The organism is Halobaculum halobium, assembly GCF_030127145.1.
Classification (GTDB): Archaea; Halobacteriota; Halobacteria; order Halobacteriales; family Haloferacaceae; genus Halobaculum; species Halobaculum halobium.
Genome location: NZ_CP126158.1, coordinates 601613 through 624064 on the forward strand (window position 1 = coordinate 601613; position 22452 = coordinate 624064).

Consider the following 22452-nt stretch of genomic DNA (forward strand, 5'->3'; position numbering starts at 1 on the left):
TCTCGGGTGGAAAACGAGAGCCCGCCGGCGGCGAAGTCCCCGCCGGGGGATTCGACCTCCCGCCGCTGCCGCCGCGGGCGCGGCTCACGCGACGGCCCCCCAGAGGATGCGCGCGGACTCGCGTGCGCCCCGGATCATGAGGTCGGTGATGCTCGCGTCGAGTGATCCGGCGAACACCGGGACCACGTACGCGGCGAACAGCAGCGAGGCGATGATGCTGCCGACGTTCGTCGCCGCGACGACGACGATCAGGCGGAACAGCGGCACGTCGAGCATGTCCGAGAAGATGGCTCGGATCGGTCGCGACTCGTCCGACAGCAGTTCGTTCAGCGTGCCGATGTCAGCGACGTTCACCGTCAGGTGGCGAAGCTCCATGTACCCGGTGAACCACCCCGGCGCGAGCAGCGGGTTGACCGAGGTCATCCACGCCACGGCGCCGCCGACGCCCGCCGAGCGCCATCGCGCGCCCGCGAGCTTTGCCAGTCCCGCCGCGAACACGCCGTTGATCACGAACCACGCCGCAAACAGCGTGAGCAGCTGCTCGTTCCTGACCCCGGCCATCGCCAGCAGCACGAAAAAGCCGATGAACGCCGCGGAAATTCCGAACGCGGCGATCTTCCCCCACGGTATCCCGCCGGCGTTCGCGGTCCCGACCAGCGAGTCCATCGGCGGCAACGACTCGGGCTCCGCGAGGTACGACTCGATGCCCGCGCGGTGGCCCGCGCCGACGACGGCGACCACGTCGTACCCCTCGTTGCGAAGCCCCACCAGCTGATGGGCGATGTACGCGTCGCGTTCGTCGATGAGCGCCTCCGCGCCGCCGGGGGAGAACTGCCGGAACTCCTCCATCATCGCCGTGACCACGTCGGCGTCGGTGAGCTCGGCCGGGTCGAACTCCTCGTATCCCTCGCCGTCTTCTGCGGGCGCGATCCCGAGCGCGCCGATCGCGACGGCCGCGACGACGCCGACGAACAACCCGCCGACGAGCCCCAACGCGAGGCTGCCGGCCGCGCGCACCAGCGTGCCCGAGAGCAGGCCCGCGACCGCGTCGACGCCGACGCCGGTAACCGTCACCGCCGCGGCGACCGCGACCGCGACGATCGCGCCGATCCCGAGCGTCGTCACTGCGCTCGGTGCGTCGCCAGCGCCTCCGGATGGCTCGGCGTCCGTCCCGGCCGTGCCGCTGCCGAGCGACAGCGACGCGGCTCGATAGCCGAGGTAGCCCGCGACAGCCCCGCACAGCGCGCCGACGCCGACGCGTGTCAGCACGGCGTCGGTGACGCCGACGGCCCCCCCGAACAGCCCGATCGCCGGGCCGAGGAGGACGCCGACGATCAGGCCGAACGTGACGCCCGCGACGCGGGGATCGGTGACGCCGAACGCGAGCGCGCCGACCATGCGCAGCTTCTCGATCAGCGAGAGGCGCGCCCAGAAGCGCTGGATCGTCGTCTGGATGTCGCGGTCGACGAGCGCGACCGAGATGCCCAGGTCCTCTGCGGTCTCGACGGCCGCCAGCAGCTCCGCGCCGGGTTCGATGTCGAAGCGGTCGCCCATCCGCGTCTGGACGTACGACAGCATCCAGTACGCGAGGAACTGGAAGACGGTGTTTCCGCGCAGCAGGTCGCCGGGGTCGAGGTCGTCCGGCGTCTCTCCTTTCATCTGCCGGTAGCGGCCCTCGTCGAGCTCGACGGCGACGACGTCGGGGCGCTCCTCGGCGACGGTCTCCTCGACCTCGCGGACGGACGCCTCCGAGACGTGGGCCGTCCCCACGACGCGGACGCTGCCCTCGCCGTGCTCGTTGGAGGGTCGCGGCGTGCCGCCGGGGGCCGGGCCGCCGGCGGACGCTCCGGCGGCGGGCTCACGGCCGCCGTCAGGGACGGGGTCGCCGTCGGGCTCGGAGCTGCGGTCGTCCGACGCGGCGAGATCCCGGTCGCCGGCCGGGTCGGAGTCCCGGCTCACGACCGCCACCCCGCGTGCGATCCGGTTCCTGTGGTCATTGGCCGCGTCTTTCCGTCCGGTCCGTTTACGCCTGTCGGAGTTTCGTCTTCGCGGCGCGCACCGAGAGCGCCGCGCTGCCGCGGTAGGTATTCATGCCCGGCGCGCGTTGTGTGGGTATGGACCACGAGGCCGAAGTCGCCGGCATCGGCGTGGGAGCGGGGCCGAGCGGCGAGGAGGTGCCCGCTGTCGTGCTCCGCGCCCGCGAGGAGTACCTCCCGATCTTCGTGACCCCCGACCAGGCGCGCTCGATCCGCGGCGCGCTCGCGGGCGAACCGTTCGATCGCCCGCTCACGCACGACCTCCTCGTCGACATGGTGACGGAGTTCGGCGGGGCGGTCGACTCCGTCCGGATCGACGATATCGCCGAGGGAACGTTCTACGGCAAGCTCACCGCCGAACGCTACGTCGACGGCGAACCCGACCGCTTCGTTTTCGACGCGCGTCCGAGCGACGCTATCGCCATCGCCGCCCGACTGGAGTGCCCGATCCACGTGAGCGACGAGGTGGTCGACGCCGCCGGCCAGCCGCCAGCGTCGATCGACATGGGCGAGGACGAGCGTGAGGGCGACGACCGCGGGCCGTCGAATATGGGTCCCCGCGACCGCGATGCCGGGCGCTCCGAGTCGGACCCGGACGACGACTACCGCTACCGGTGATCGCCGTCGCTCGCCGCTGTCTGATCTGATCCTCCCCGGCTACTGATCGCCGTCGCTCGCCGCCAGCTTCTCAGCCTGGGCACGCAACGCCGCCGCCAGCTCCGCGTCGGCGACGTCGTTCTCGCGCGCCGACTCGACGAGTTCGTCGAGCGCCTCCTCGAGCAGCGCCCGCGAGGATATCTCGCGATTCGTTATCACGGGAACGTATTCGGCCGACCGTTGGAAAACCGTTCGGGCGACTGATCTCGTCGTTCGCCCGCCGTCCTCCGCTCCCGACGTTTGCCCACCCGCCGTGCGAGGCCGCCTTCGACCGCCGGGGTTGATACCAGCCCCGACAGATGATCCGCCATGGACGACGGCGACCACTCCTGGGGCGACCTCGTAGCCGACGAAGCCGACGGCGAGGGGACGCTCGCGGCCTCCTACACGGAGATGACCGAGCTGTTGCTTCCCAACGACACGAACAACCTCGGACGGGCGCTCGGTGGCGCGGTGCTCCACTGGATGGACATCTGCGGCGCCATCGCCGCGATGCGCTTCTCGCGGCGCCAGTGCGTGACGGCGTCGATGGACCACGTCGACTTCATCGCGCCCATCGATCTGGGCGAGGTCGCGGTGCTGGAGGCGTACGTGTTCAACACCGGCCGCACCAGCGTCGACGTGAAGGTCGACGTCCGCGCGGAGAATCCCCGCACGGGTGAGGAGCGCCGGACGACCACCTCGTTTCTCACGTTCGTCGCACTCGACGAGGAGGGGTCGCCGACGCCCGTTCCGAATCTCGACTGTCCGACGCCCGAGGAGGCGGCGCTGCGCGAGGGAGCGACCGAGGAGCGGCGGGCGCAGTTGGCCGACGTAAGCGAACGGCTCGGGTGAGCCTCGGGCTCCGCGTGTCGTGACTGACGGTATCACGCTTCGCACACCGGAATTTTCCGAACTGATAGCCGAGGGCTGACGCGTAAATACCCCTCGCGGAAACCAAGGATATGAGCCGTATTCCAGACGTCCTCAGACGGACGTACCTCCGGAAGTTCACGGCGCTCACGCTGGCGACGCTGCTGGTCGTCACGGGCGCCGGGGTCGTCCTGCAGGGACAGGTCGCCGCACAGTTGACCGAGCGGACCCACGACGACCTGACCGCGAGCGCCGAGACGACCGCCAGCGAGGTGTCGATCTGGATCGACAACAACGAGCGGACCGTCAGACTCGTCTCCCAGCAACTGAAGGCGGACGCCGGCGACGCCGACGCGGTCAAGACGACGATCGAGCTCGAACACCGGAAGCTCCCGGACTCGGTCGCCGCCCTGCACTACGTGAACAAGGACTCGATGCGCGTCGAGCGGAGCACGAGCGAGGACGCCGTCGGCACCTCGCTGGATCACATTCAGTGGGAATCCGGCGCGAGCGACCTCGCCGCGATCCCGCCGACGGGCTCGGTGCTCTCGAAGACCTACGAGCGCGAGGGCGCCCACCGGATCGCGTTCGCGAGTTGGGTCCCCGGGACCGCGAACGCGGTCGTGATGACCGTCGACGCGAGCGCGGTCGCCGGCGGAACGGCGGCCGACTCGGACGGTAGTCTCCGCGTCGTCGACAGCGAGGACGCCGCGATCCACTTCGCCTCCGACTCCGCGGCGGTGACCGGGACGTTCGCGGGCGGCGTCGACTCCCACGCGATAACCGAGGGGGTCGAGACCGCCGGCGCCCACGACATGGTCGGCTCGAACACCGTGATGGCGTACGCGCCCGTCGAGGGGACCGACTGGGTGGTCGTCAGATCGATTCCGCAGTCGGCCGCGTACGGGATCGTGACGCAGGTACGGACGGCGCTGGGGGCCGTCATCGGGCTCGCCGCGCTCGGGTTCATCCTCATCGGCGTGACGATGGGACGCTCGACTTCGCGGACGCTGCGCGACCTCGCGTCCCGCGCGGAGGCGCTGGCGGCCGGCGACACCGACGCGGCCGCCGGGGACGCCGACGACCGGATCGACGAGGTCGGCGCAGTCCAGGGGTCGTTCGAGGAGGTGCGCCGCTACCTCGCGACCGCGACCGCGCAGGCGACCGTCGTCGCCGACGGCGAGTTCGACGCGGCGGTGCTCGATCGCGACGTTCCCGGCGATCTGGGCGACGCGCTCGCGGAGATGCGCGCGGACCTCCAGTCGCTGGTCGCGGAGATGCAGGCGACGAACGAGGCGCTCGCGACCGCCGCCGAGTCGTACGGCGAGACGATGGAGCGGGCGGCCGAGGGCGACCTCACCGCGCGGATGGACGCCGACGTGGACGACGAGTCGATGGCGCGGATCGCCACGGAGTTCAACGAGATGATGGACGAGCTGTCGGCGACCGTCGGCGAGGTCGACCGCGTCGCCGCCGCGGTCGCGAGCGCGAGCGCGGAGGCCGACGCCGGCGTCGCCGAGGCCGAGCGCGCCGCCGGCGAGGTCGCCGACTCGACCGACGAGATCGCCGCCGGCGTCGACGAGCAGGTGAGTCACCTCCAGGAGGTGACCGGGGAGATGTCCGACCTGTCGGCGGCCGTCGAGGAGGTCGCCGCCACCGCAGACCAGGTCGCGGACGTGAGCGAGGAAGCCGCTGAGCGCGGCGAGCGCGGCGCCGCCCTCGCGGACGACGCCGTCGCGGAGATGGAAGCGATCGAGGCTCAGACCGAATCGACCGCCGAGGTCGTCCGCGGGCTCGAATCCGAGGTGACCGCGATCGGCGACATCGTGGACCTGATCGACGACATCGCCGAACAGACGAACACGCTGGCGCTCAACGCCTCGATCGAGGCCGCCCGTGCTGGCGCGGAGGGCGACGGGTTCGCCGTCGTCGCCGAGGAGGTGAAGACGCTCGCCACCGAGACGCGCGAGGCCACCGGTCGCATCGCCGACCGGATCGAGGCGGTGCAGTCGTCGACGGCCGACGCCGTTGGCGACATCGAGGAGACCACCGAGCGCGTCGAGGAGGGCGCCGAGACGATCGAGGCGGGGCTGGGCGCACTGGGCGACGTGGTCGAGGCCGTCGAGGAGGCCAACGACGGCGTCCAGTCCATCTCCACCGCCGCCGACGATCAGGCCGCCAGCGCCGAGGAGGTCGTCGCCATGGCCGACGAGGTCGCGAGCGTGAGCGAGGAGGCCGCCGCGGAGGCCGAAAGCGTGTCGGCGGCGGCCGCCGAGCAGTCCGCGTCGCTGAACCAGGTGAGCGGCGAGGTCGAACGCCTGGCCGAGCGGGCGGCGGACCTCCGGGAGTTGGCGGGGAGCTTCGAGACCGCCGACGAGGCGACGGTCGAGGGCGGCGTCGGGTCTCGGGCGAGCGAGGACGCGGTCGACGGCCGCGGCGACTTCGAGTTCGACGAGGGCTCGGCGGTCGCCGACGGTGGCGAGACGGCCGGGGTCGGCGGCGACGCGAACCGGTCCGGACGCGACGATCGATAGCGCTTGGCCGGGGGATGTAGCTCCGACCGAAATCAGATGCCGGGGTCGGGCCGCTCCCCGAGTTCGAACGAGACGGTCGTCTCGGATCCGTCGCGAAGCACGGTGAACGTCACCGATTCGCCGGGGGACGCCTCCAGCGCGAGATAGTTCGAGAGATCCGCCTGTACCTCGACGTCGGTGCCGCCGATCCCGACGATCACGTCGCCGCCGGTGGGGACGCTGACGCCGTCGACGGAGGTCGATCCGTCCGTTCCCCGGAGGGCGCCGGCGGCGGGCCCGTCCTCGACCACCTCGACGATGAGCACGCCGCCCACGTCGTCGATGTCGTACGCCTCGGCGATGACGGGCGACACCTCGACCAGCCGCACTCCCATGTACGGGTGTCTGTACTCCCCGGTCTCGGCGAGTTCGGGGACGACGCGCTTCGACAGCTCCGCCGAGACGCCGAACCCGAGGTTGTCGCCGCCGCCGCGGGCCGCGACCGCCGCGACGGCCCCGTCGTCGGTGACCAGCGGGCCGCCGGAGTTGCCGGGGTTGAGCGCGGCGTCGGTCTGCACCGAGTCGGCGACGGTGAAGTTGTTCGGCGCCGACAACACCCGATCGACCCCGGAGATGATGCCGGTGGAGGCGGAGCCGCTGAAGCCGTACGGCGAGCCGATCGCCATGACGTGGGTTCCGACCGGCGGCTCGGGATCGGTGTCGACCCACGACAGCGGCGTCGCCCACTCGGGACGGGTCTCGGCGCGCAACACCGCGAGATCGGAGTACGCGTCGGTACCGACGATCTCGGCGTCGTACCACGTGTTGTCTTGGAAGCGGAGCTTCACCTCGGTCGCGCCGGCGACGACGTGTTGGTTCGTGACGACGTAGCCGTCGCCGGCGACGAACCCGGAACCGCTCCCTTGCGGTCCGCTCGGACCGTAGTTGAGTATCCCGACGACCGACTCGATGGTCGACCGATACACCTCGGTCTCGGTCGCGGTCGACCCGGTCTCGCCCCCTTCGGCGTCGACGCCCGTCGTCCCGTTCGCGTCGGTCGCCCGCGGCGCGGCGTCGGAGGATCCCACCTGCACGCAGCCGGCGGCGCCGACGGCACCCGCGCTCGCGAGCCCCGCGAGCACGTCGCGTCGTGTTGGCATGAACCACGCTACGAACCTGATCCGAATAACTCCGGCGCTCTCGGACACCGGGACGTGGCGGCGTCCGCCGGGGCTGACGCCGCCGACCGACGTTGGCTCCGGCAGGCATTTGCCGGGCGCCGCAGTACCGTCGGGTATGAGCCTCGACGCCGACGTTCCGCCACCGCCGACGCTGTCGACGGTCGACCCCAGCCAGTACGATGACACGGAGGTCGCCGGCGACGAGTACCACCGCGAGGAACTGGAGGCGTTCCTCCGCGAGGGGGCGTGGGAAGCGGCGTTCGACCGATGGGCCGCGGGTGCGGACATCGACGCCGATACGTGGCGTATCGCGGGCGATCTGGAGCTGTTCGCGCGGTTCGACTTCTTCTGGGACGACTTCGCGGACCGCGTCGGCTACCACGCCCCGGGAATCCCAGAGGACTGGAAGGAGCGCGACCTCCATCCCGACCTCGAGAGCTGGGGACAAGTGTCGGCGATCAACGCCGCGTTGACCGAATTCGGCCAGGTCGTCTGCGAGGTGCTGAAAGCGGAGTACGTCGACTGGGAGAGCGAGTTCGAGGCGCCCGACGACCTCCCCGACTTCTGATGTGACCGCCGGTAGCGATTTACCCTCGGCGTGCCGTGTGTCAGCTATGGTCACGGCAACGGAGCGTGACGACATGACTTGGTACCAGTGTGACGCCTGCGGGTTGCTGTTCGACGATCCGGACGACGCCGAACAGCACGAGGAGCACTGCGACGCGGAGGACCCCTCGTACCTCCAATAGCCCGGTCATCGTCGCGACCGGCGACGGGGAACGCTTCCATCGGCCGCCAACGCGACTCAGAAGCGTTGGTCTGCGAGTCTGTCGGCGTGCTCGCGCGACTCCGCGACGACCCAGCGCACCTTCGCGGCGTCCCCGTACGCCAGCGTCTCCTTCAGTTCGTCGCGGAGCACGCCGACGCCGTATCCGACTGGGTCGCCGGTTGCGTCGCCCAGTTCGTAGACGCCGTAGCGATCGGGGGCGGCGGCGACCGTCGCGCGGTCCAGATCGCGCCACGGTTTCTGGAGGCTCATCTCACTCGGTTCCCTCGTCGTCATCGCGCTCGCCGCCTTCCCCGTCGTCCGCGACGAACTCGTAGCTCTGTTCGCCCCAATCGTCCTCGACGAAGACGAAGACGCGGCCGCCGGCGACGGCCGGATCCGCTTCGATCGCCGTGCGCTGGCCGCCCGGCCGGCGGGCGGTGACGCCCGGGAACAGCTCCTCCTCTTCTCCCTCGCCGAGGATGACGCGGCCGACGCCGGTCTGCTCGAGGATGTCGTCGTGGGTCTTCAGGTCGTTCACGTACAGCAGCACGCCCTCCGTCTCGGTGGGATCAGTGACGAGCACGTGCGACTCCTTTCCCGGCGGAGTGGTGAGGGTGCCCTCGACGACCTCCGGGACGCCGTGGTAGAAGGTGACGCGGCCGTCGAGGTACTCGACCTCGACGCCCTCCTCGCGGAGGGCGACGGAGACGCTCGCGGGCGCGATGTCGTTGCGATGGGGGGCGCTCATGCGTCCGAATGGGTGGCGGACGCGAATAAGCGCGGCGAGAACGGGGCGAGAGCGCGGCGGGAGGAGTCATGGTACCTCGACTCTCGGAAGCGTTATCCCTCATCCACCCATCCGTATGGTTGTAATGGCAAACGGTAAGGTTGATTTCTTCAACGACACAGGCGGCTACGGTTTCATCTCGACTGACGACGGCGACCTCGACGACGACGAAGACGTGTTCTTCCACATGGAGGATGTCGGCGGCGAAGACCTCACGGAAGGGACCGAGGTCGAGTTCGACATCGAGTCCTCGCCCAAGGGGCCCCGCGCGGCGAACGTCGTCCGGCAGTAACCCCGGCACAGCACTCTCGTTCGCAGCGGCGAACGACGACTTCAATTTTTCAGACGACTGCACCGGCGAGCCGACGCGCTCCGCTCGTTCTGGCTCTCTCGAGCGGTGCAGCTCCGCGTCGCCGGGCCGTGCGTCGCTCGACCCCGCCACGAACGAGCTGGCAGCGACCGGCGACGCACGCGGCGACCGTTCCCCACCCGCGGCCGCGATGTTGACACGACCGCCACGCTTTACCCCGGCGAACGCGCGCGTCGAGTCATGGAGGGACGCGCCGCCGCGCCCGGCGCCGGGACCGTCGTCAACGCCCTCGCGACGGGCCGCGGCGCCGCGTTCGCGCTGGATCTGGAGACGACCGCGACCGTCACACTCGACCCCGACGAGGAGGGGGTAGCCGGCGCAATCGACGGCGCGCCCGACGGCGACACCACGCTTATCGAGCGGTGCGTCGAGCGCGTTATCGACCGCTACGGGGCCGGCGAGGGGGGAACCGTCGAGACGGAAAGCGAGGTACCGACCGCCGCTGGGCTGAAGAGTTCGAGTGCGGCCGCGAACGCGGCCGTGGTGGCGACGCTGTCGGCGCTAGGATTGGAGGTGGCGAACGACCCCGACGCCGACGTGACAAAGACCGAGGCGTGTCGCGTCGGCGTCCGCGCCGCGCGCGACGCCGGCGTCACCGTGACGGGCGCGTTCGACGACGCGTCCGCGTCGATGCTCGGCGGCGTGACCGTCACCGACAACCGCGAGGACGACCTGCTCGTCAGCGACGACCCGTTCGCCGAGCACGCGCTCGTGTGGACGCCGCCGGAGCGCGCGTACTCGGCGGACGCGGACGTGACCGCGTGCGAGCGCGTCGCACCGATGGCTGAGTTGGCAACGCAGTTGGCGCTCGACGGCGACTACGCCCGGGCGATGACGGTGAACGGCCTCGCCTTCTCGGCGGCGCTGGGGTTCCCGACCGATCCCGCGGTGGAGGCGATGGCCGAGTGCGACGGCGTCTCGCTGTCGGGCACCGGGCCGAGCGTCGTCGCCGTCGGCAACCGCGACGACCTGACGGCGGTGCGCGAGCGGTGGGACGAGCGAGACGGCGAGACGCGACTGACGACCACACGCGAGCGCGGCGCCCGCGTCCTGTGACCGACCCGCGATCACACCACGAGATCAGATCATGAGCTACGACGATACGAGCCAGACACCCGAGGAGTTAGAGGCGATGAGCCTGGACGAACTGCGCGAGGAAATCGCCGACATCGACCGCGAGCTGGTCGAACTCATCGCCCGGCGGACGTACGTCGCCGACACCATCGCCGGCGTGAAAGACCGGCGTGACCTGCCGACGACCGACGAGACGCAAGAGCAGGCCGTGATGGACCGCGCCGGCGACAACGCCGAGCGCTTCGACGTGGACGCGAACCTGGTGAAGGCGATCTTCCGGCTGCTGATCGAGTTGAACAAGGTGGAGCAGCGGGAGAGTCGGTAGTCGACGACACCCTCCGCGGTCGACGCAGACGGGCCGAACGTCACGGCTTTGTTCCGGTGGTACAAGACACAGTTGTGAACAGCATCCGTCCCGCGGCCTTGGACGAGAGGCTCGAAGCGGCCGACGCGCCGTTCGTGCTGGATATTCGACCGCGGTCGAACTTTCAGCGGACCGCGATCGATGGCAGCCACAACGCCCCGGTCTACGACGACCTCCGGCGCGGAGACGACGGATCGCTGCGCGCGCACCTCGATGAGATCCCCCGCGACGAGGACGTGGTCGTCGTGTGCAAGATGGGCGTCGTCGCAAAGCGCGCGACGAGCGTCCTCGACGCCGCCGGCTACGACGCGATGACGCTCACCGGCGGGATAAGCGGGTGGAAGGGGTACCAGCGGAACTCGATCGGGTACAGGGTCCGTTCGCTGGTCTGGGACCTCAAGTCGGCGGTGTAGCGGATATCGACGGCGGAGCGCACAGCAGCCCGGCCGTCCGGCTCACCCGCGGACGCCGATCCCGCCCTCGTTGCGCGTGAGGAGGTAGCAGACGAACGAGGAGAGCCAGTGCGAGCCCGCGTAGTCGTCGGTGAACGCCTCGTCGACGCCGCGGCGGGCGTGGGCGACGGCGGCCCGTCGGACTGTCTCTCGCCTCGGGCCGTCTGGGAGCGCATCGGCGACGCCGGCGAGCGCCCACGCCCGCGAGACGTTCAGTCCGATCAAGTGGAGCGCGACGCCGCCTTCGCCGTCGGCGACGGAGACGGGCGCGGGGAGCGCGTCGAGATCGGGGAGGAACTCGTCGAACCAGTCAGCGAACGGTCCCGAGTCGGCGACTCGTCGCATGAGATCCGCCTCCGCGAGCGCCGGCGAGAGGAAGTCCCACCCGAGCGGTTCGTTCCCGATCGGCGCGTCGACGTCGTCGCGGTAGAACGCCAGCGCCGTCTCGACGACGCGCCGTTCGAGGCCGTCGTCGCCGACCGTTCGCGCGTAATCGAGGACCAGCGAGAGGGCGAATGCGGTGTTGCCGTGGGTCCCGACGCGAAACGGCCGATCCATCGTGAGAAACCGGTCGACCACGAGTTCGCGGATCCGCCCTTCCAACGGGGAGAGCGCGTCGCCCCAGTCGGTCGCTCGGGGGTCGTCCCAGCGGTCGAGCTCGGCCGCGAGCGCGAGCAGCCACGCCCAGCCGTACGGGCGCTCGAACGTCTCGCGGTCCTCGAACCACGCGACCTCGCCGGCGACGCGGCCGGCGGTCAGCCGGTCGTCGATCCCCGTCGCGATCGCGTCGCTGTCGGGGTGATCGGGGAACAGCCGCAGCGCGCGGACCAGACTCCAGTGGCTGTGGACCGCCGAGTGCCAGTCGAAGCAGCCGTAGAAGACGGGATGGCGCTCACGCGGCGGCGTCACGTCGTCGGGGCCGTCGACGGCCCCGGCCGCGTGGGGGTACTCGGTGTCGACGCCGTCGAGCGGGTGGGCGGTCAGCCGCGACGCGGCGCCGGCGTCGATCCAATCGGCCCGGCCGGAGAGGAGCGTCTCGTCGTCGGGCGGGGAGAAGTCGTTCATACCCCGGTGTCTCTCCGGGCCGAGTTCAATCGGTCGGCTCCGTGCGACCGAGTCGCCTCCACTGTCGATTCAGTACGTCCACAGTCGGCGGACCCGGTCTGCGACCTCCCCGTGCTCGCCCCGGAGCACTTCGGGGTCGCGCTCGCCGTCGACGTTGATCACGTGGACCTCGCCGCGCTCGCCGCCGTACACGTCTTGGAAGTCGTAGACGACGCCGACCACGTCCGTGTCGTCGGGGACGTCGTCGCTGTTCACGAGCTGCTCGACCTGCCGGTCGACGTTGTACTCGACGAGGCGGTCCACGGCCGCGGCGTCGTCGAGTCCGTCGGGCAGCAGGTCGACGCCGGGTTCGAGGTGCGGACCGAGCAGGTCGACGCAGTGGCGGATTCCCGACGGCTCGTCGTCGCCGTCGAGATCGCCGGTGAGCGCCCCGTACGTCGCCGTCACGGCGCCACAGCCGGTGTGGCCGACGACGACCGCGGTCCGGGTCCCTGCGTGCGCCAGCGGGTACAACACGTCGCCGGAGACGACCTCGCCCGCGTCGGTGCGCTGGACGACGCGGTTACCGATGTTGCCACAGGTGAACAGCCGTCCGGGCGTCTCGTTGCCGAATAGCTGGTCCTGCAGCACCCGGGAGTCAGAACAGCAGATCGTCACTGCCTCCGGGTGTTGCCCCTCTTGTACCTCGTCGAAGCGACCGGCGAACGCGTGGGCGTGCTCTGCGTTGTCGGCCAACAGGTCAACGATCGTCCGGTTCATACGCACGTGGTCCGCGCCCGCCTACATATGTTTGCCCGGTCGGCCAGGACGGGCAGTCCGGCCCCCTGGCGACATCGCCCCCGTTGTCCCCGGTGTAATTGGGCAGTGGGCAGATTCGAGCCGATCGTCACCGGGAGTTGTGAACGAGCGTGGATCTGGATCTCAATACAGTATTATCTTCCTAATATGGTACAGTGTGTCTAAGGTAGTTCCATGCAACGCTGAAATACTGGGAGGTGTTGTTCCGAGGTACGATGACAGAACGAACCATGGCCGACGTCAGCCACACCGCACCGCACGGCGCCTCCGCGGACCGAGTCTGGGAGCGAGGCGGCGAGAAACCCGAACCCCGAACGGACGGCGGCGACCGCGACGACGACTGAGTTCTCACTGCGACTGATCGGTCCTGCTGACACCCTGACTTCCGAGCGACTGCGTCGCCTACGCGATCCCGTCAGCTACCGTGGGCTGAGTCGTCGGTACCGTTCGCCGATCCTGTGAGTGCCTCCGTTCGAACAGCGGCCGCTCGGCCCGCGCCGCGACGCTGGTAAATATTTACTCGATACGTAGTAATCTGTGAAAAGACATATTACGGAGTAATGCGTACGGTGTCGTATGCCCCAGCAGGTCACCTTCGATTCGTACGCGGCAGCGGTCGCGACAGACGTCGAGGAGGCGTGGTCGCCGGACGAGCGCGCGGCGACGCCGACGTCGGCCGACGGTCCGTACGGCGTCGAGGACGCGACGACGACCGAACTCCCGAAGCAGTACACGACGTTTGGCTGCGTGGAGTACCGGCCGCGGGAGTAGCGGGCCACCAACGGGGGTGACTGCGGGAGCCGCCGACCGTTGAACTGCGGCGCCCGCGGCGTTCTCACGGGCGATAGGCGCGGCGACGGTCTCTTATCGGCGGACGCGAACCTGCGGGTGTGATAACCGTCGATGGCCTGCGGAAGGTGTACGGCGACTTCGTCGCCGTGCACGGGAGTACCTTCGACGTGGAGCCGGGGGAGATATTCGGCGTCGTCGGTCCGAATGGGGCGGGCAAGACGACAACGCTCAAGACGCTCGCGGGGCTCATCGAGCCGACGGCCGGCACGGTCCGCGTCGCCGGCGAGCACGCGGGCGACCCGGAGACGCGCACGGCGCTGGGGTTCCTCCCGGAGGAGTCGCCGCTGTACGAGGACATGACCGCGCGAAGCTACCTTCGGTTCTTCGCGGATCTGTACGAGGTGCCGCGAGACACGGCCGATCAGCGGATCGAAACCGCGCTCGACGATCTGGAACTGGAGCACCGCGACCGCCGACTGGGAGACGTCTCGAAGGGGATGAAACGCAAGGTCGCGATCGCCCGCTCGCTGGTCAACGATCCCGACGTGCTCGTGTACGACGAGCCGGCCTCCGGGCTGGACCCGCTCACGACGAACTACGTGCTGGAGTACGTCCGCGAGCTCGCCGACTCGGGAAAGACCGTGCTGTTCTCCGCGCACAACCTCTACCACGTGGAGTCCGTGTGCGACCGCGTCGTGATCATGAACGAGGGGGAGATCGTCGCCCGCGGCACCGTCGACGAGATCCGGGCCGACCACGGCGAGACGAGCTACCGCGTGTTCACCACGGTCCCCGTCGAAGGGAGCGATCCCGACGGCGACCGCCACGTGTCGGTCGTCGACTCGATGGACGCCGTCGAGGCGGTCCGGGAGGCCGCCGCGGACGCCGGCGGCGAGGTCGCCGACATCCGCACACGCGAGTCGACGCTGGAGGAGATCTTCCTCGACGTGGCCGGCCAGCCGATGCCCGGGAGCCGCCGGATCGAGCCCGGTTCCGACTCGCCAACGGCCGCTGGGAACCAGGAGGGCGATGATCGCGCGGATGCCGAAGTGTCGCCGGAGGCCGGAGAGTGATCTCGCCGCGGAAGGTCCTCCGCGTCGCGCGATGGGAGATGAGTCGCACCACCGGGACTGTGGACCGGAAGACGGCGGTTCTGGGAGGAGTCGCCCTCCTCCTCACGCTGGGCGTCGTCGCCGGCGGCCTGCTCGCGGGCGGCGTCGCGCTCGACGAGGACATCTACGCGGTCGCCGTCAGCCCCGACAGCCCGTACCACGAACCGGTGGCCGACGCCACCCCGCTGGAGCCCGTCCCGGCCGGCGCGCCGAACGCGGACGTGTACGTCGATGACCGCGATCCGGGCGACCGGTCGGCGACGGTCTCGGTCGCGGACACCCCGAAGGGACAGGCGGCGCTCGGCGCGTTCAGATCCGCGGTCGAGCGCCACAACAACGGATTGCTCCTCGCCGAAGCGAACCAGTCGGCCGCGTTCCCGGTCGGCGTCACCCTCAGCTACGTCGAGCGCGGGAGCCAGCGCATCGGCACCAACGACGGCGGCGTCGCCACCGGCGACGACGGCGTGACCGACGGCGACGGCGCAGGCGGCGGCAACGCGGGCGGCGACGGCGCCGGCGGCCCCGGCTCGACCGACGGCGACACCGCGGGCGGCGGGCTCGGCGTTCCCGACTTCGGCGGCGTCGCGGGGCCGCTGTTCGGCGGTCAGCCGACGGGGTCGCCCGCGGAAATCTCGCCGCCGTTCCCGTTCTCCTCGCTCGTGCTCGCGTTCGCGTTCCTCGTGCCGATGAACTTCGTCATTCAGGCGTACGGTTCGACGATCCTGAACGAGCGCGTGAACCGTCGCGGGGAACTGTTGCTCGTCGCGCCGCTGTCGGGGAGCGACATCGTCGCGGGCAAGACCCTCCCGTACGCCGCCGCGGCGCTGATCGCGACGACGCTCATCGCGGCGGGCGTCGGCGGCGGGGTGATCGCAGTGGCGGCGGTGTTCCCGATCGCGTTGGTGTTCCTCGCGTCGACGTTCGTCGGCGCGATGTTCGCGCGGTCGTTCAAGGAGCTCACCTTCGTCACTGTCACCGTCTCGGTGACCTTGACGACGTACGCGTTCGTTCCGGCCATCTTCGCGACGGTCACACCGATCGCACTCATCTCGCCGCTGACGCTCGTCGTGCGCGACCTGCAGGGGGAGGCGGTCGCCATCGGCGAGTACCTGTTTTCGACGGGGCCGTTCTACCTCACGGCGGCGACGCTGTTCGCGATGGGCGTCGGCGTCTACCGCGAGGAGGACATGTTCACGCAGCGGGCGGTCCCGCTGAAGTTCCTCGACGCGCTCGCGGTGCGACTGCACCGCCCGCGCGACGTGGCGCTGCTGTCGGCGCTGTCGATCCCGTTCGTGTTCGTCGCGGAGCTGCTGGCGGTCGCGCTGCTGTTCGCGCTCCCGCAGGGAGCCGCGATCGTCGGCCTGCTCGTCGTCGTCGCGGTCGTCGAGGAGGTCGCGAAGGGCGTCGGGATCTACGCGGGCTTCTCGCAGTCCCGGTTCGAACGCGACCTCCCGACGGCGCTGAAGCTTGGGGCGCTCTCGGGCGCCGGCTTCTTCGTCGCCGAGAAGGCGACCGCGGTCGTCCAGATCGTCGGCCTCGGGTCGCTCCCGCTCGGGGAAGCGGCGTTCGGCACCGCCGGCGTCGGCGCCGACCTCGGGCCGGTCGCCGGACTCGGCCTGCTGGCGCTGCCGCTCGTGCTCCACGTCGTCACGGCCGCCGTCGGCGCCGTCGGCGCGACGCGCGGACGCCGCTCGTGGGCGGCGACGCTGCTCGTCGCGATGGCGATTCACTTCGCCTACGACCTCACGGTGGTGAGCGCCCTTGGCTAACGAGACCGTGGGGGACGAGGACACGCCTGCGGACGTGTCTGAGCCGATCCCCGGAACGGTCGCCGCCGGCGACCGCACGGGTCGCGACGCCCGCTGGACGATCGCCAAGCGGGAACTCGCGTCGCTGCGCTCGGAGAAGACCATCGTGCTTGCGCTGCTCATCCAGCTGTTCGTCGCGGCGTTCTCGTCGTTCCTCGTCGTCGGACTCGTCTCGCTGTACGACCCCGGCGCCGCCGCGGGCTACTCGGTCGAGACGGCCGTCGCCGGCGACGACGCGGGCGATCTCCTGCGCGCGATCGGCGAGACGGACGGCATGGCCGCCGAGCGATACCCGACCCGTCAAGCGGCCGCGGACGCGTTCGCGGACGGCCGGGTCGATGCGGCGATGCTTTCGACCGCGACCGAGCGGGGGACCCTCGAAGTCAGGGTGCTCGTCCCCGACGGCAACGTCGGGACGACGCTGGTCGTCGTGCGCGCTCGCGAGGCGCTGCGGGCGTTCGAGCGGCTGGAGCGTGACCAGCGCTCGGCATCACTGACTGCCGAGACGCTCGAACTGCCGCCGCGTGCGGGATCGTCGCCGTACTTCGGGTTCACCTACACGGTGCTCATCCCGCTGTTGCTGTTCCTCCCGGTGTTCATCGCGGGGTCGGTAACCGTCGACTCGCTGACCGAGGAGCGTGAGCGCGGCACGCTGGAGTTGCTCCGGGTCGCGCCCGTCACGATGACCGATATCGTGGAGGGGAAGCTCCTCGCGGCCGCCGGACTGGCACCGATCCAGGCGGCGCTGTGGCTCGCACTGCTGTCGGCCAACGGCACCGCGATCGCCCCGGCGCCGAGCGCGCTCGCGACCGTCGCCGGCGTGCTCGGACTGCTCGGACTCACCGCGGGGCTGGCCGCGCTGGTGACGGCGATGGGCGCGGCGCTCGCGCTCACTGCGCCGGACCGGCGGGCCGCACAGACAGTGTACTCGCTGGGCGTGCTCGGGCTGTTCGGCGCGGCGGCGCTGTCGCCGGCGAACCCCGCGAACGTCGCCGCGAAGCTGCCGTCGGGAGCGCCGACGCGAGCACCGCGCTCGCCGTCGTCGCCGTGGTCGTCGCCGGCGGCGTCGCCGTCGCCGTCGCTCGGGCCGGGGTGGCGCGGTACGGGCCCGCCTGAGTCGACGGCCCTTCGCACAGGTCGCTTCCGGCCGTGCTCAGGCGGCGACGAGGTCGACGACCGTCTCTTTCCCGCACACGAGGTTGTACGCGCCCTCGTCGTCGTTCCACAGGATCAGCACGTTCTCCACCGACAGGACCGCGCCGTACGGCGCCTCGCGGAGGTCCCGGTTCAGCGACGACTCCCCCGTGAGCACGAGGTAGTGCTCCAGCCGCTCGCTGCCGTCGCCAACCTTGAACAGCGGGTTCGCGTCGTCGTCGGGCGCGAGGTTGGCCGAGAGCTTGACACACAGGAGGTTGACTCGGTCTGTGACGTGGTCCTCGGAGTCGGCCATCCGGTGGTGCCGTTCGGCCCCGGCGACGACCGGGTGGCGGCGTTCGCCGTCCGGGCGGAGGATCGCCCACGAGAACTTCACGTCGGCGTTGACGTAGGTGCCGGGCTCCTCGTCGTACGCGCGCGTCGCGGCGTCGTCCAGTTTCCGCTGGAAGGAGGGGACCGCGAGGTCGGCCCGCACCTCGAAGGACCACCCGCGGTCGCTCGGCGCCGCACCGGGCCACAGCCTGAGGTCGGGGGCGTACACGCTCACGTCGCCGTCCGGCCGGACGAGCGCTCGCTCGACGCGTCGCAGTTCCGTCGAGGTGTTCAGGTCCGCCGGCGCGAGCAGGACGCAGGAGCCGTCGTCGCCGAGCGCGTCGAGGTAGTCGGAGACGACCGCCTCCGGGTCGTCGAGTTCCGAGAGCACGTTGCCGAAGAGGACGAGATCGACCTCGCCCGCGGCGCCCGGGTCGAAGGCCTCGGCGGTCTCCCGGTGGATCGTCGTGTGGACGTTCGGCCGCGTCTCCGAGAGCACGTCGGCGAGCACGTCGGCGTTCGCGCTCGGCTCGATAGCGTGGTAGTCGAGGAGGGCGTCGTCGGGGAGGTAGTCGAGGAGCCCGAGCGCGGGGCCGCCGGTGCCCGCGCCCACGTCGAGGACACGCAGCGTGCGGGGGAGCAGTCCGCGGTCGGCGAGGCGGTCGAGGACGTAGCCGAGGGCGGCGTAGAAGTCCGGCTGGTGGTAGAGTGCGTATGCGAGCGCCGCGTCGGAGTCGTACTCGACGGGTCGCCCGCGGTAGTAGTCCTCCTTCAGTCGGTCGACCGTCTCCCGGAGCGCGTCGCCCGACTCGCCCTCGTGCCAGTCGAGGCCGTACGCCTCGAACAGGAGGTCCTCGATCGTCTCGGCGTGTTCCGCGGGGAGCCCTTCGGGCGACCACCCCGGCGGGTCGACCGGGTCGTCGTTCGCCGGAACGAAGGTGCCGTCCTCGCGCTCGACGAGCCCGAGGTCGAACGCCTCTTCGCGGAGGGCGGTGCGGACGACCGCCGGGTGCGGCTGGTCGGGGAGGTACTCGTACACCTCGTCTGGGTCGACGGGGCGGGCGTTGCGGAGGTACTTCGCGGTGTCGCGCAGCGCCTCGCGGTCGACGCTCACGGCGACCACCACGCGGGCGTCTGCGACCGCGACGCCGGCCTCGGCGACCGCGGTGTCGGAAGACACCCGCGTCGCGCGTGCGGTCGCGGGTGCGTCGGTGAACTCATATGCCGGCGGCTACTCGGTCGGCGGGGGTAACGGTTCTGTCTCGACCGCCTCAGTCGTCGGTAGTCGAGTCCTCGCTCTCGGCTCTCGCGTCGGCCGCGTCGCGGTCAGGTTCGACGCGCGACTCGGCGTCGACCGCCTCGCCCGCCCGCTCGAACAGTCCAGCGAACGCCTCGCGATCGGCGGCCGCCAGCGCGCTCGCGGCTTCCGCGACCGCGTCGGCACCGCCGGGGAACGTCTCGCGGATGTCGGCGTACACGCGCGGCTCCCCCTCGGTGACGGTGCGCGCCAACTCCGACAGCGGTTCCGACACCGGCGTGTGAAAGCGCTCGTCGACGTCGCCGGCGGCGAGCGCGTACGCGAGGGCGGCGGTGTGCGCGCCGGTCTGCACCGACGCCATGGCCTCGTCGTGCTCGCTTGCGGTCGTCTCGAACACCTCGTTGCCGACGGCCGCGAACCGCTCGCGGACGCGCTCGACGGTCGGGCCAGCTTCTCCGGGGACGTACGCGATCCGCCCCGGTCCCCGGGGCGGTGCGAACAGCGGGTGAAAGCTGGCGTATTCGCCGTCGACGACGTCGGCCATCGCCGAGAGCGGCTCCGCCATGACGCCGGAGACGTCGACGATCGCTCCGTCGGCGGCGTTGTCGGCGTACTCCGCGACAGCGTCGGCGACGACCGGGATCGGGACCGCGAGCACGACGCAGTCGAACGACTCGTCGGTGTCGAGGGGAACGACGCGGCCGTCGACGACCGACTCGGCGGCGTCCATCGCGGTCTGGGGGTTCGTGTCCGCGAGCGCGACGCGCTCGCTGACCGGGCGGAGGGTCTGTGCGGCCCACCGGCCCATCTCCCCGGCGCCGACGACGAGCAACTTCATGCACTGCGCTATCGGGGTGGCGACCGAAAGGGTATCGGTCGGGGCGACCGGGACACGTCGCCCGCCGACCGACGCTCCGTCACCGGCGCCAGTCCGCTGTCACGATTCCACTGACGCGATCCGGAACCACTCCGCCGGGAGCGTGTCGCCGCCGTGGTCCTCCGCCGACAACAGCCGCATCCGCACGTCCGCCAGGGGGACGGGCTCTGCGAACCGCACACCGACGAGCGTCTCCGCGTCGACCGTGCGCGCCTCGCCGCGGAAGTCGACCGCCCGGACGGTGACGTGGTCGTCGCCGACGCCGCCCTCGACGACCTCGAAGTGCGCCTCCAGCAGGGCGGGCGCGACCTCCGTGATCTCGGCGCGCTCGGCGTCCCCGGCGTCGATCGCTATCGTGTAAGTGCGGACGCCGTCCGGCGCCTGCTGGCAGACGGCGACGACGGCGTCGGTTCGCTCGGCAGCGCCGTCGGCGGTCGTCGAGTCGTCTCCGGAACCGGCCGCGTCGTCTGGATCAGTCACGTCGGCCTCCGACTCGTCGCCGGCGCCCGGCTCGCGGAACGCGTCCGCGACGCGCTCGAACAGGCTCATAGCCGATCGATGGGTCGCGCCGACCAAAGCCCCATCGGGGGTCGCTCCTGCCTCGGTACCCGGTCCAGGTACCGGTCCTCCGGGGTGCTGCCGGGGCGTGCAGGCGGACGATCACTGAACCACCAGCTCCACCGGGGAGTCAGCGGTGAGGTTCTCGTAGCCGTCCTCGGTGACGATCACGATGTCCTCGATGCGGACGCCGCCGACCTCGGGGTCGTACAGCCCGGGCTCGACGGTGATCACGTGGCCCGGCTCCAGTTCCTCGCCTCGGGGGTTGAGCCCCGGCCGCTCGTGCACGTCGAGGCCGACGCCGTGGCCCGTGGAGTGAATGAACCCGGTCTCGGTGTCGGGATCCGAGCGCAGGGTGGGATGGTCGGCGTCCTCGTACACGTCGCAGACGGCCGCGTGGACCTCGGCGCCGGTGGCGCCCGGCTCGACCGCGTCGAGGGCGGCCTCGAGCGCCTCCTCTGTCAGCGCGAACCACTCGCCGATCGCGTCGCTCGCCCCGCCCTTCGCGAAGGTTCGCGTCATGTCCGAGTGGTACTTGCTCGCCTTCTCGCGCGGGAAGATGTCGATGATGACGCTCTCACCCGCCCGGAGCGGCCCCGACCCGCGGTCGTGGGGGTCGGCGGCGTCGGCGCCGCAGGCGACGATCGTCTCGTCGAGCGCGCAGCCGTGGCGCAGCAGCGTGACCTCGATCTCCTCTTTCACGCGCTCGCTGGTGAGCGAAGTGGTCTCTCCATCCTCCTCGATCACGAGCGTCCCGTCGTCGGCCACGTCCGCAGCAGCGATCAGGTCCTCCGCGGCGGCCATGGCGGCCTCGTTCGCGGCCGTCGCCCGCCGGACGGCGTCGAGCTCCGCCTCGGTCTTGGTCGCGCGGACCGTCTCGACCACGTCGTCGCCATCCACGTCGACCGCGAGACCTCGGTCACGCAGGCCGTCGGCGACGCCAACCGGAAAGCGCTCGGGGACGAGCGCCGACTCGACGCCCAGGTCGGCGAGGAAGTCGGCGTACACGCCGGCGAGTGCGGCCGCCTGCCCGTCCTCGGCGGCGCGCTCGGCGTAGTTGTACGTCGAGAGGCGGGCGACCGCGTCGGCGTTCGACTCCTTGGTCGCTCGGCCGTACTCGAGCCCGGAGACGAGTATCGCGAGTTGCTCGCCGGTGTAGGCGGTGAAAAACGGGTCCGGCGCGTCGAAGCCGGAGAGGTACAGTTGGTTCGAGTCGTCGCTCCCGGCCTCGATGCAGTACGCGTCGGCGTCGGCCGCCGCGAGCAGGTCGTCCAGCGCGGCGAGGCTGCGCGTCATGGGAGAACCTGCGGCGACGCTCGGCATAGGCGTTTTCGTCGCGGGGAGTTGTACGGGCGAGCCGCGGCCGTCATCCGGTCAGGCGACGCCGGAATCGGGCCGCCACCGTTCGCTGACCTCGCCGTTCATCGCGTACTCGAGCGCCTGCCAGACCTCCCCGGCGTCGCGGAGCCGCCTCACGCCGCCGACCCGATCGTCCGGGACCAGCCCGCGGTCGAGGAGTTCGGCGAGGAGGCACTCTGCGTGCGTTTCGTCCATGTAAAAAAATTCACTACGGCTGTAGTAGTAGTATTGCCAAATCAGTTCGGTGTGACACGTGTGCGCGTTGGATCCGCGAATACCCCGCTCGACAGGCGAGATCAGCGG

General features: G+C 70.7%; 25 protein-coding genes and 1 pseudogene. 14 read left to right on the top strand and 12 right to left on the bottom strand.

Annotated features, from left to right (window positions below; all coding sequences use genetic code 11):
* Window positions 1-84 precede the first annotated feature (84 nt).
* A complete protein-coding gene (locus P0Y41_RS03250) occupies window positions 85-1770 on the bottom strand; it encodes a TraB/GumN family protein (RefSeq protein WP_284063331.1) in 1686 nt (561 codons plus the stop codon).
* A 344-nt stretch (window positions 1771-2114) separates the two neighbouring features.
* Here P0Y41_RS03250 and P0Y41_RS03255 point away from each other — a divergent pair, with 344 nt between their 5' ends.
* Window positions 2115-2654 (top strand): bifunctional nuclease family protein, encoded by a 540-nt coding sequence (locus tag P0Y41_RS03255; protein WP_284062553.1) that lies wholly within the window; start codon window positions 2115-2117, stop codon window positions 2652-2654.
* 39 nt (window positions 2655-2693) lie between these two features.
* Here P0Y41_RS03255 and P0Y41_RS03260 read toward each other — a convergent pair whose 3' ends face one another.
* Complete coding sequence (locus P0Y41_RS03260; RefSeq protein WP_284062554.1) at window positions 2694-2852, bottom strand: hypothetical protein; 159 nt, start codon at window positions 2850-2852, stop codon at window positions 2694-2696.
* 150 nt (window positions 2853-3002) lie between these two features.
* On the opposite strand from P0Y41_RS03260, the gene P0Y41_RS03265 reads away from it, so the two are divergent.
* The gene (locus P0Y41_RS03265; protein WP_390214731.1) at window positions 3003-3527 is read left to right on the top strand and encodes an acyl-CoA thioesterase; all 525 of its coding nucleotides are present in this window, start codon (window positions 3003-3005) and stop codon (window positions 3525-3527) included.
* A gap of 110 nt (window positions 3528-3637) precedes the next feature.
* Window positions 3638-6079: a methyl-accepting chemotaxis protein gene (locus tag P0Y41_RS03270; RefSeq protein ID WP_284062555.1), complete on the top strand. Its 2442-nt coding sequence runs from the start codon at window positions 3638-3640 to the stop codon at window positions 6077-6079.
* 32 nt (window positions 6080-6111) lie between these two features.
* Here P0Y41_RS03270 and P0Y41_RS03275 read toward each other — a convergent pair whose 3' ends face one another.
* Window positions 6112-7218 (bottom strand): S1C family serine protease, encoded by a 1107-nt coding sequence (locus P0Y41_RS03275; RefSeq protein WP_284062556.1) that lies wholly within the window; start codon window positions 7216-7218, stop codon window positions 6112-6114.
* A gap of 136 nt (window positions 7219-7354) precedes the next feature.
* On the opposite strand from P0Y41_RS03275, the gene P0Y41_RS03280 reads away from it, so the two are divergent.
* Window positions 7355-7807 (top strand): DUF7992 family protein, encoded by a 453-nt coding sequence (locus P0Y41_RS03280; RefSeq protein WP_284062557.1) that lies wholly within the window; start codon window positions 7355-7357, stop codon window positions 7805-7807.
* A 46-nt stretch (window positions 7808-7853) separates the two neighbouring features.
* On the top strand, window positions 7854-7988 hold the full coding sequence (locus P0Y41_RS03285; RefSeq protein WP_264084001.1) for a DUF7128 family protein: 135 nt from the start codon (window positions 7854-7856) through the stop codon (window positions 7986-7988).
* Between the two features lie 56 nt (window positions 7989-8044).
* Here P0Y41_RS03285 and P0Y41_RS03290 read toward each other — a convergent pair whose 3' ends face one another.
* Both P0Y41_RS03290 and P0Y41_RS03295 read right to left on the bottom strand, forming a co-directional pair.
* Entirely contained in the window at window positions 8045-8278 is a 234-nt protein-coding gene (locus P0Y41_RS03290; RefSeq protein ID WP_284062558.1) for a DUF7508 domain-containing protein, read from the bottom strand.
* A gap of 1 nt (window position 8279) precedes the next feature.
* Window positions 8280-8756, bottom strand: a complete 477-nt coding sequence (locus P0Y41_RS03295) for a DUF5796 family protein (protein ID WP_284062559.1) — start codon at window positions 8754-8756, stop codon at window positions 8280-8282.
* A 124-nt stretch (window positions 8757-8880) separates the two neighbouring features.
* Here P0Y41_RS03295 and P0Y41_RS03300 point away from each other — a divergent pair, with 124 nt between their 5' ends.
* The 4 genes from P0Y41_RS03300 to P0Y41_RS03315 all read left to right on the top strand — a co-directional run bounded on the left by P0Y41_RS03300 (window position 8881) and on the right by P0Y41_RS03315 (window position 11016).
* Entirely contained in the window at window positions 8881-9087 is a 207-nt protein-coding gene (locus tag P0Y41_RS03300; protein ID WP_008418277.1) for a cold-shock protein, read from the top strand.
* A gap of 258 nt (window positions 9088-9345) precedes the next feature.
* Entirely contained in the window at window positions 9346-10221 is an 876-nt protein-coding gene (locus P0Y41_RS03305) for a shikimate kinase (protein WP_284062560.1), read from the top strand.
* 31 nt (window positions 10222-10252) lie between these two features.
* Window positions 10253-10564 (top strand): chorismate mutase, encoded by a 312-nt coding sequence (locus P0Y41_RS03310; RefSeq protein ID WP_284062561.1) that lies wholly within the window; start codon window positions 10253-10255, stop codon window positions 10562-10564.
* A gap of 74 nt (window positions 10565-10638) precedes the next feature.
* The gene (locus P0Y41_RS03315) at window positions 10639-11016 is read left to right on the top strand and encodes a rhodanese-like domain-containing protein (RefSeq protein WP_284062562.1); all 378 of its coding nucleotides are present in this window, start codon (window positions 10639-10641) and stop codon (window positions 11014-11016) included.
* A 42-nt stretch (window positions 11017-11058) separates the two neighbouring features.
* Here the strand turns inward: P0Y41_RS03315 and P0Y41_RS03320 are convergent, their stop codons facing one another.
* Together P0Y41_RS03320 and P0Y41_RS03325 are read right to left on the bottom strand one after the other, a co-directional pair.
* A complete protein-coding gene (locus P0Y41_RS03320) occupies window positions 11059-12120 on the bottom strand; it encodes a DUF2891 domain-containing protein (RefSeq protein ID WP_284062563.1) in 1062 nt (353 codons plus the stop codon).
* A gap of 69 nt (window positions 12121-12189) precedes the next feature.
* Complete coding sequence (locus P0Y41_RS03325) at window positions 12190-12879, bottom strand: carbonic anhydrase (protein WP_284062564.1); 690 nt, start codon at window positions 12877-12879, stop codon at window positions 12190-12192.
* 254 nt (window positions 12880-13133) lie between these two features.
* Between P0Y41_RS03325 and P0Y41_RS03330 the strand changes: the two genes are divergently transcribed.
* The 5 genes and pseudogenes from P0Y41_RS03330 to P0Y41_RS03350 all read left to right on the top strand — a co-directional run bounded on the left by P0Y41_RS03330 (window position 13134) and on the right by P0Y41_RS03350 (window position 17746).
* On the top strand, window positions 13134-13262 hold the full coding sequence (locus P0Y41_RS03330) for a DUF7989 family protein (RefSeq protein ID WP_284062565.1): 129 nt from the start codon (window positions 13134-13136) through the stop codon (window positions 13260-13262).
* 232 nt (window positions 13263-13494) lie between these two features.
* Entirely contained in the window at window positions 13495-13689 is a 195-nt protein-coding gene (locus tag P0Y41_RS03335; RefSeq protein WP_284062566.1) for a hypothetical protein, read from the top strand.
* A gap of 119 nt (window positions 13690-13808) precedes the next feature.
* Window positions 13809-14783, top strand: coding sequence for an ABC transporter ATP-binding protein (locus P0Y41_RS03340; RefSeq protein ID WP_284062567.1), 975 nt, complete (start codon window positions 13809-13811; stop codon window positions 14781-14783).
* Between the two features lie 38 nt (window positions 14784-14821).
* Window positions 14822-16591, top strand: coding sequence for a PrsW family intramembrane metalloprotease (locus P0Y41_RS03345; RefSeq protein ID WP_284062568.1), 1770 nt, complete (start codon window positions 14822-14824; stop codon window positions 16589-16591).
* A 46-nt stretch (window positions 16592-16637) separates the two neighbouring features.
* A pseudogene (locus P0Y41_RS03350) lies at window positions 16638-17746 on the top strand (ABC transporter permease).
* A gap of 37 nt (window positions 17747-17783) precedes the next feature.
* Here the strand turns inward: P0Y41_RS03350 and P0Y41_RS03355 are convergent.
* The 5 genes from P0Y41_RS03355 to P0Y41_RS03375 all read right to left on the bottom strand — a co-directional run bounded on the left by P0Y41_RS03355 (window position 17784) and on the right by P0Y41_RS03375 (window position 22344).
* Window positions 17784-19211 (bottom strand): small ribosomal subunit Rsm22 family protein, encoded by a 1428-nt coding sequence (locus P0Y41_RS03355; protein ID WP_284063333.1) that lies wholly within the window; start codon window positions 19209-19211, stop codon window positions 17784-17786.
* A gap of 157 nt (window positions 19212-19368) precedes the next feature.
* Window positions 19369-20193 carry a prephenate dehydrogenase/arogenate dehydrogenase family protein gene (locus tag P0Y41_RS03360; protein ID WP_284062569.1) on the bottom strand — a complete coding sequence of 275 codons (825 nt, stop codon included), beginning with the start codon at window positions 20191-20193 and terminating at the stop codon, window positions 19369-19371.
* Window positions 20194-20292: 99 nt separating this feature from the next.
* Window positions 20293-20781: a hypothetical protein gene (locus tag P0Y41_RS03365; protein ID WP_284062570.1), complete on the bottom strand. Its 489-nt coding sequence runs from the start codon at window positions 20779-20781 to the stop codon at window positions 20293-20295.
* A gap of 111 nt (window positions 20782-20892) precedes the next feature.
* A complete protein-coding gene (locus tag P0Y41_RS03370; RefSeq protein WP_284062571.1) occupies window positions 20893-22086 on the bottom strand; it encodes a M24 family metallopeptidase in 1194 nt (397 codons plus the stop codon).
* 78 nt (window positions 22087-22164) lie between these two features.
* Window positions 22165-22344: a hypothetical protein gene (locus P0Y41_RS03375; protein ID WP_284062572.1), complete on the bottom strand. Its 180-nt coding sequence runs from the start codon at window positions 22342-22344 to the stop codon at window positions 22165-22167.
* Between the last annotated feature and the right edge of the window lie 108 nt (window positions 22345-22452).

Excerpts from the sequence above, each read along its gene's own strand:
- P0Y41_RS03255 (WP_284062553.1), top strand. The coding sequence starts at position 2,115 with ATGGACCACGAGGCCGAAGTCGCCGGCATCGGCGTGGGAGCGGGGCCG.
- P0Y41_RS03360 (WP_284062569.1), bottom strand. The coding sequence starts at position 20,193 with ATGAAGTTGCTCGTCGTCGGCGCCGGGGAGATGGGCCGGTGGGCCGCA.
- P0Y41_RS03280 (WP_284062557.1), top strand. The coding sequence starts at position 7,355 with ATGAGCCTCGACGCCGACGTTCCGCCACCGCCGACGCTGTCGACGGTC.
- P0Y41_RS03325 (WP_284062564.1), bottom strand. The coding sequence starts at position 12,879 with ATGAACCGGACGATCGTTGACCTGTTGGCCGACAACGCAGAGCACGCC.
- P0Y41_RS03275 (WP_284062556.1), bottom strand. The coding sequence starts at position 7,218 with ATGCCAACACGACGCGACGTGCTCGCGGGGCTCGCGAGCGCGGGTGCC.
- P0Y41_RS03320 (WP_284062563.1), bottom strand. The coding sequence starts at position 12,120 with ATGAACGACTTCTCCCCGCCCGACGACGAGACGCTCCTCTCCGGCCGG.
- P0Y41_RS03370 (WP_284062571.1), bottom strand. The coding sequence starts at position 22,086 with ATGACGCGCAGCCTCGCCGCGCTGGACGACCTGCTCGCGGCGGCCGAC.
- P0Y41_RS03345 (WP_284062568.1), top strand. The coding sequence starts at position 14,822 with ATGAGTCGCACCACCGGGACTGTGGACCGGAAGACGGCGGTTCTGGGA.
- P0Y41_RS03290 (WP_284062558.1), bottom strand. The coding sequence starts at position 8,278 with ATGAGCCTCCAGAAACCGTGGCGCGATCTGGACCGCGCGACGGTCGCC.
- P0Y41_RS03265 (WP_390214731.1), top strand. The coding sequence starts at position 3,003 with ATGGACGACGGCGACCACTCCTGGGGCGACCTCGTAGCCGACGAAGCC.
- P0Y41_RS03285 (WP_264084001.1), top strand. The coding sequence starts at position 7,854 with ATGGTCACGGCAACGGAGCGTGACGACATGACTTGGTACCAGTGTGAC.
- P0Y41_RS03270 (WP_284062555.1), top strand. The coding sequence starts at position 3,638 with ATGAGCCGTATTCCAGACGTCCTCAGACGGACGTACCTCCGGAAGTTC.
- P0Y41_RS03305 (WP_284062560.1), top strand. The coding sequence starts at position 9,346 with ATGGAGGGACGCGCCGCCGCGCCCGGCGCCGGGACCGTCGTCAACGCC.
- P0Y41_RS03300 (WP_008418277.1), top strand. The coding sequence starts at position 8,881 with ATGGCAAACGGTAAGGTTGATTTCTTCAACGACACAGGCGGCTACGGT.
- P0Y41_RS03295 (WP_284062559.1), bottom strand. The coding sequence starts at position 8,756 with ATGAGCGCCCCCCATCGCAACGACATCGCGCCCGCGAGCGTCTCCGTC.
- P0Y41_RS03330 (WP_284062565.1), top strand. The coding sequence starts at position 13,134 with ATGACAGAACGAACCATGGCCGACGTCAGCCACACCGCACCGCACGGC.
- P0Y41_RS03310 (WP_284062561.1), top strand. The coding sequence starts at position 10,253 with ATGAGCTACGACGATACGAGCCAGACACCCGAGGAGTTAGAGGCGATG.
- P0Y41_RS03365 (WP_284062570.1), bottom strand. The coding sequence starts at position 20,781 with ATGAGCCTGTTCGAGCGCGTCGCGGACGCGTTCCGCGAGCCGGGCGCC.
- P0Y41_RS03375 (WP_284062572.1), bottom strand. The coding sequence starts at position 22,344 with ATGGACGAAACGCACGCAGAGTGCCTCCTCGCCGAACTCCTCGACCGC.
- P0Y41_RS03335 (WP_284062566.1), top strand. The coding sequence starts at position 13,495 with ATGCCCCAGCAGGTCACCTTCGATTCGTACGCGGCAGCGGTCGCGACA.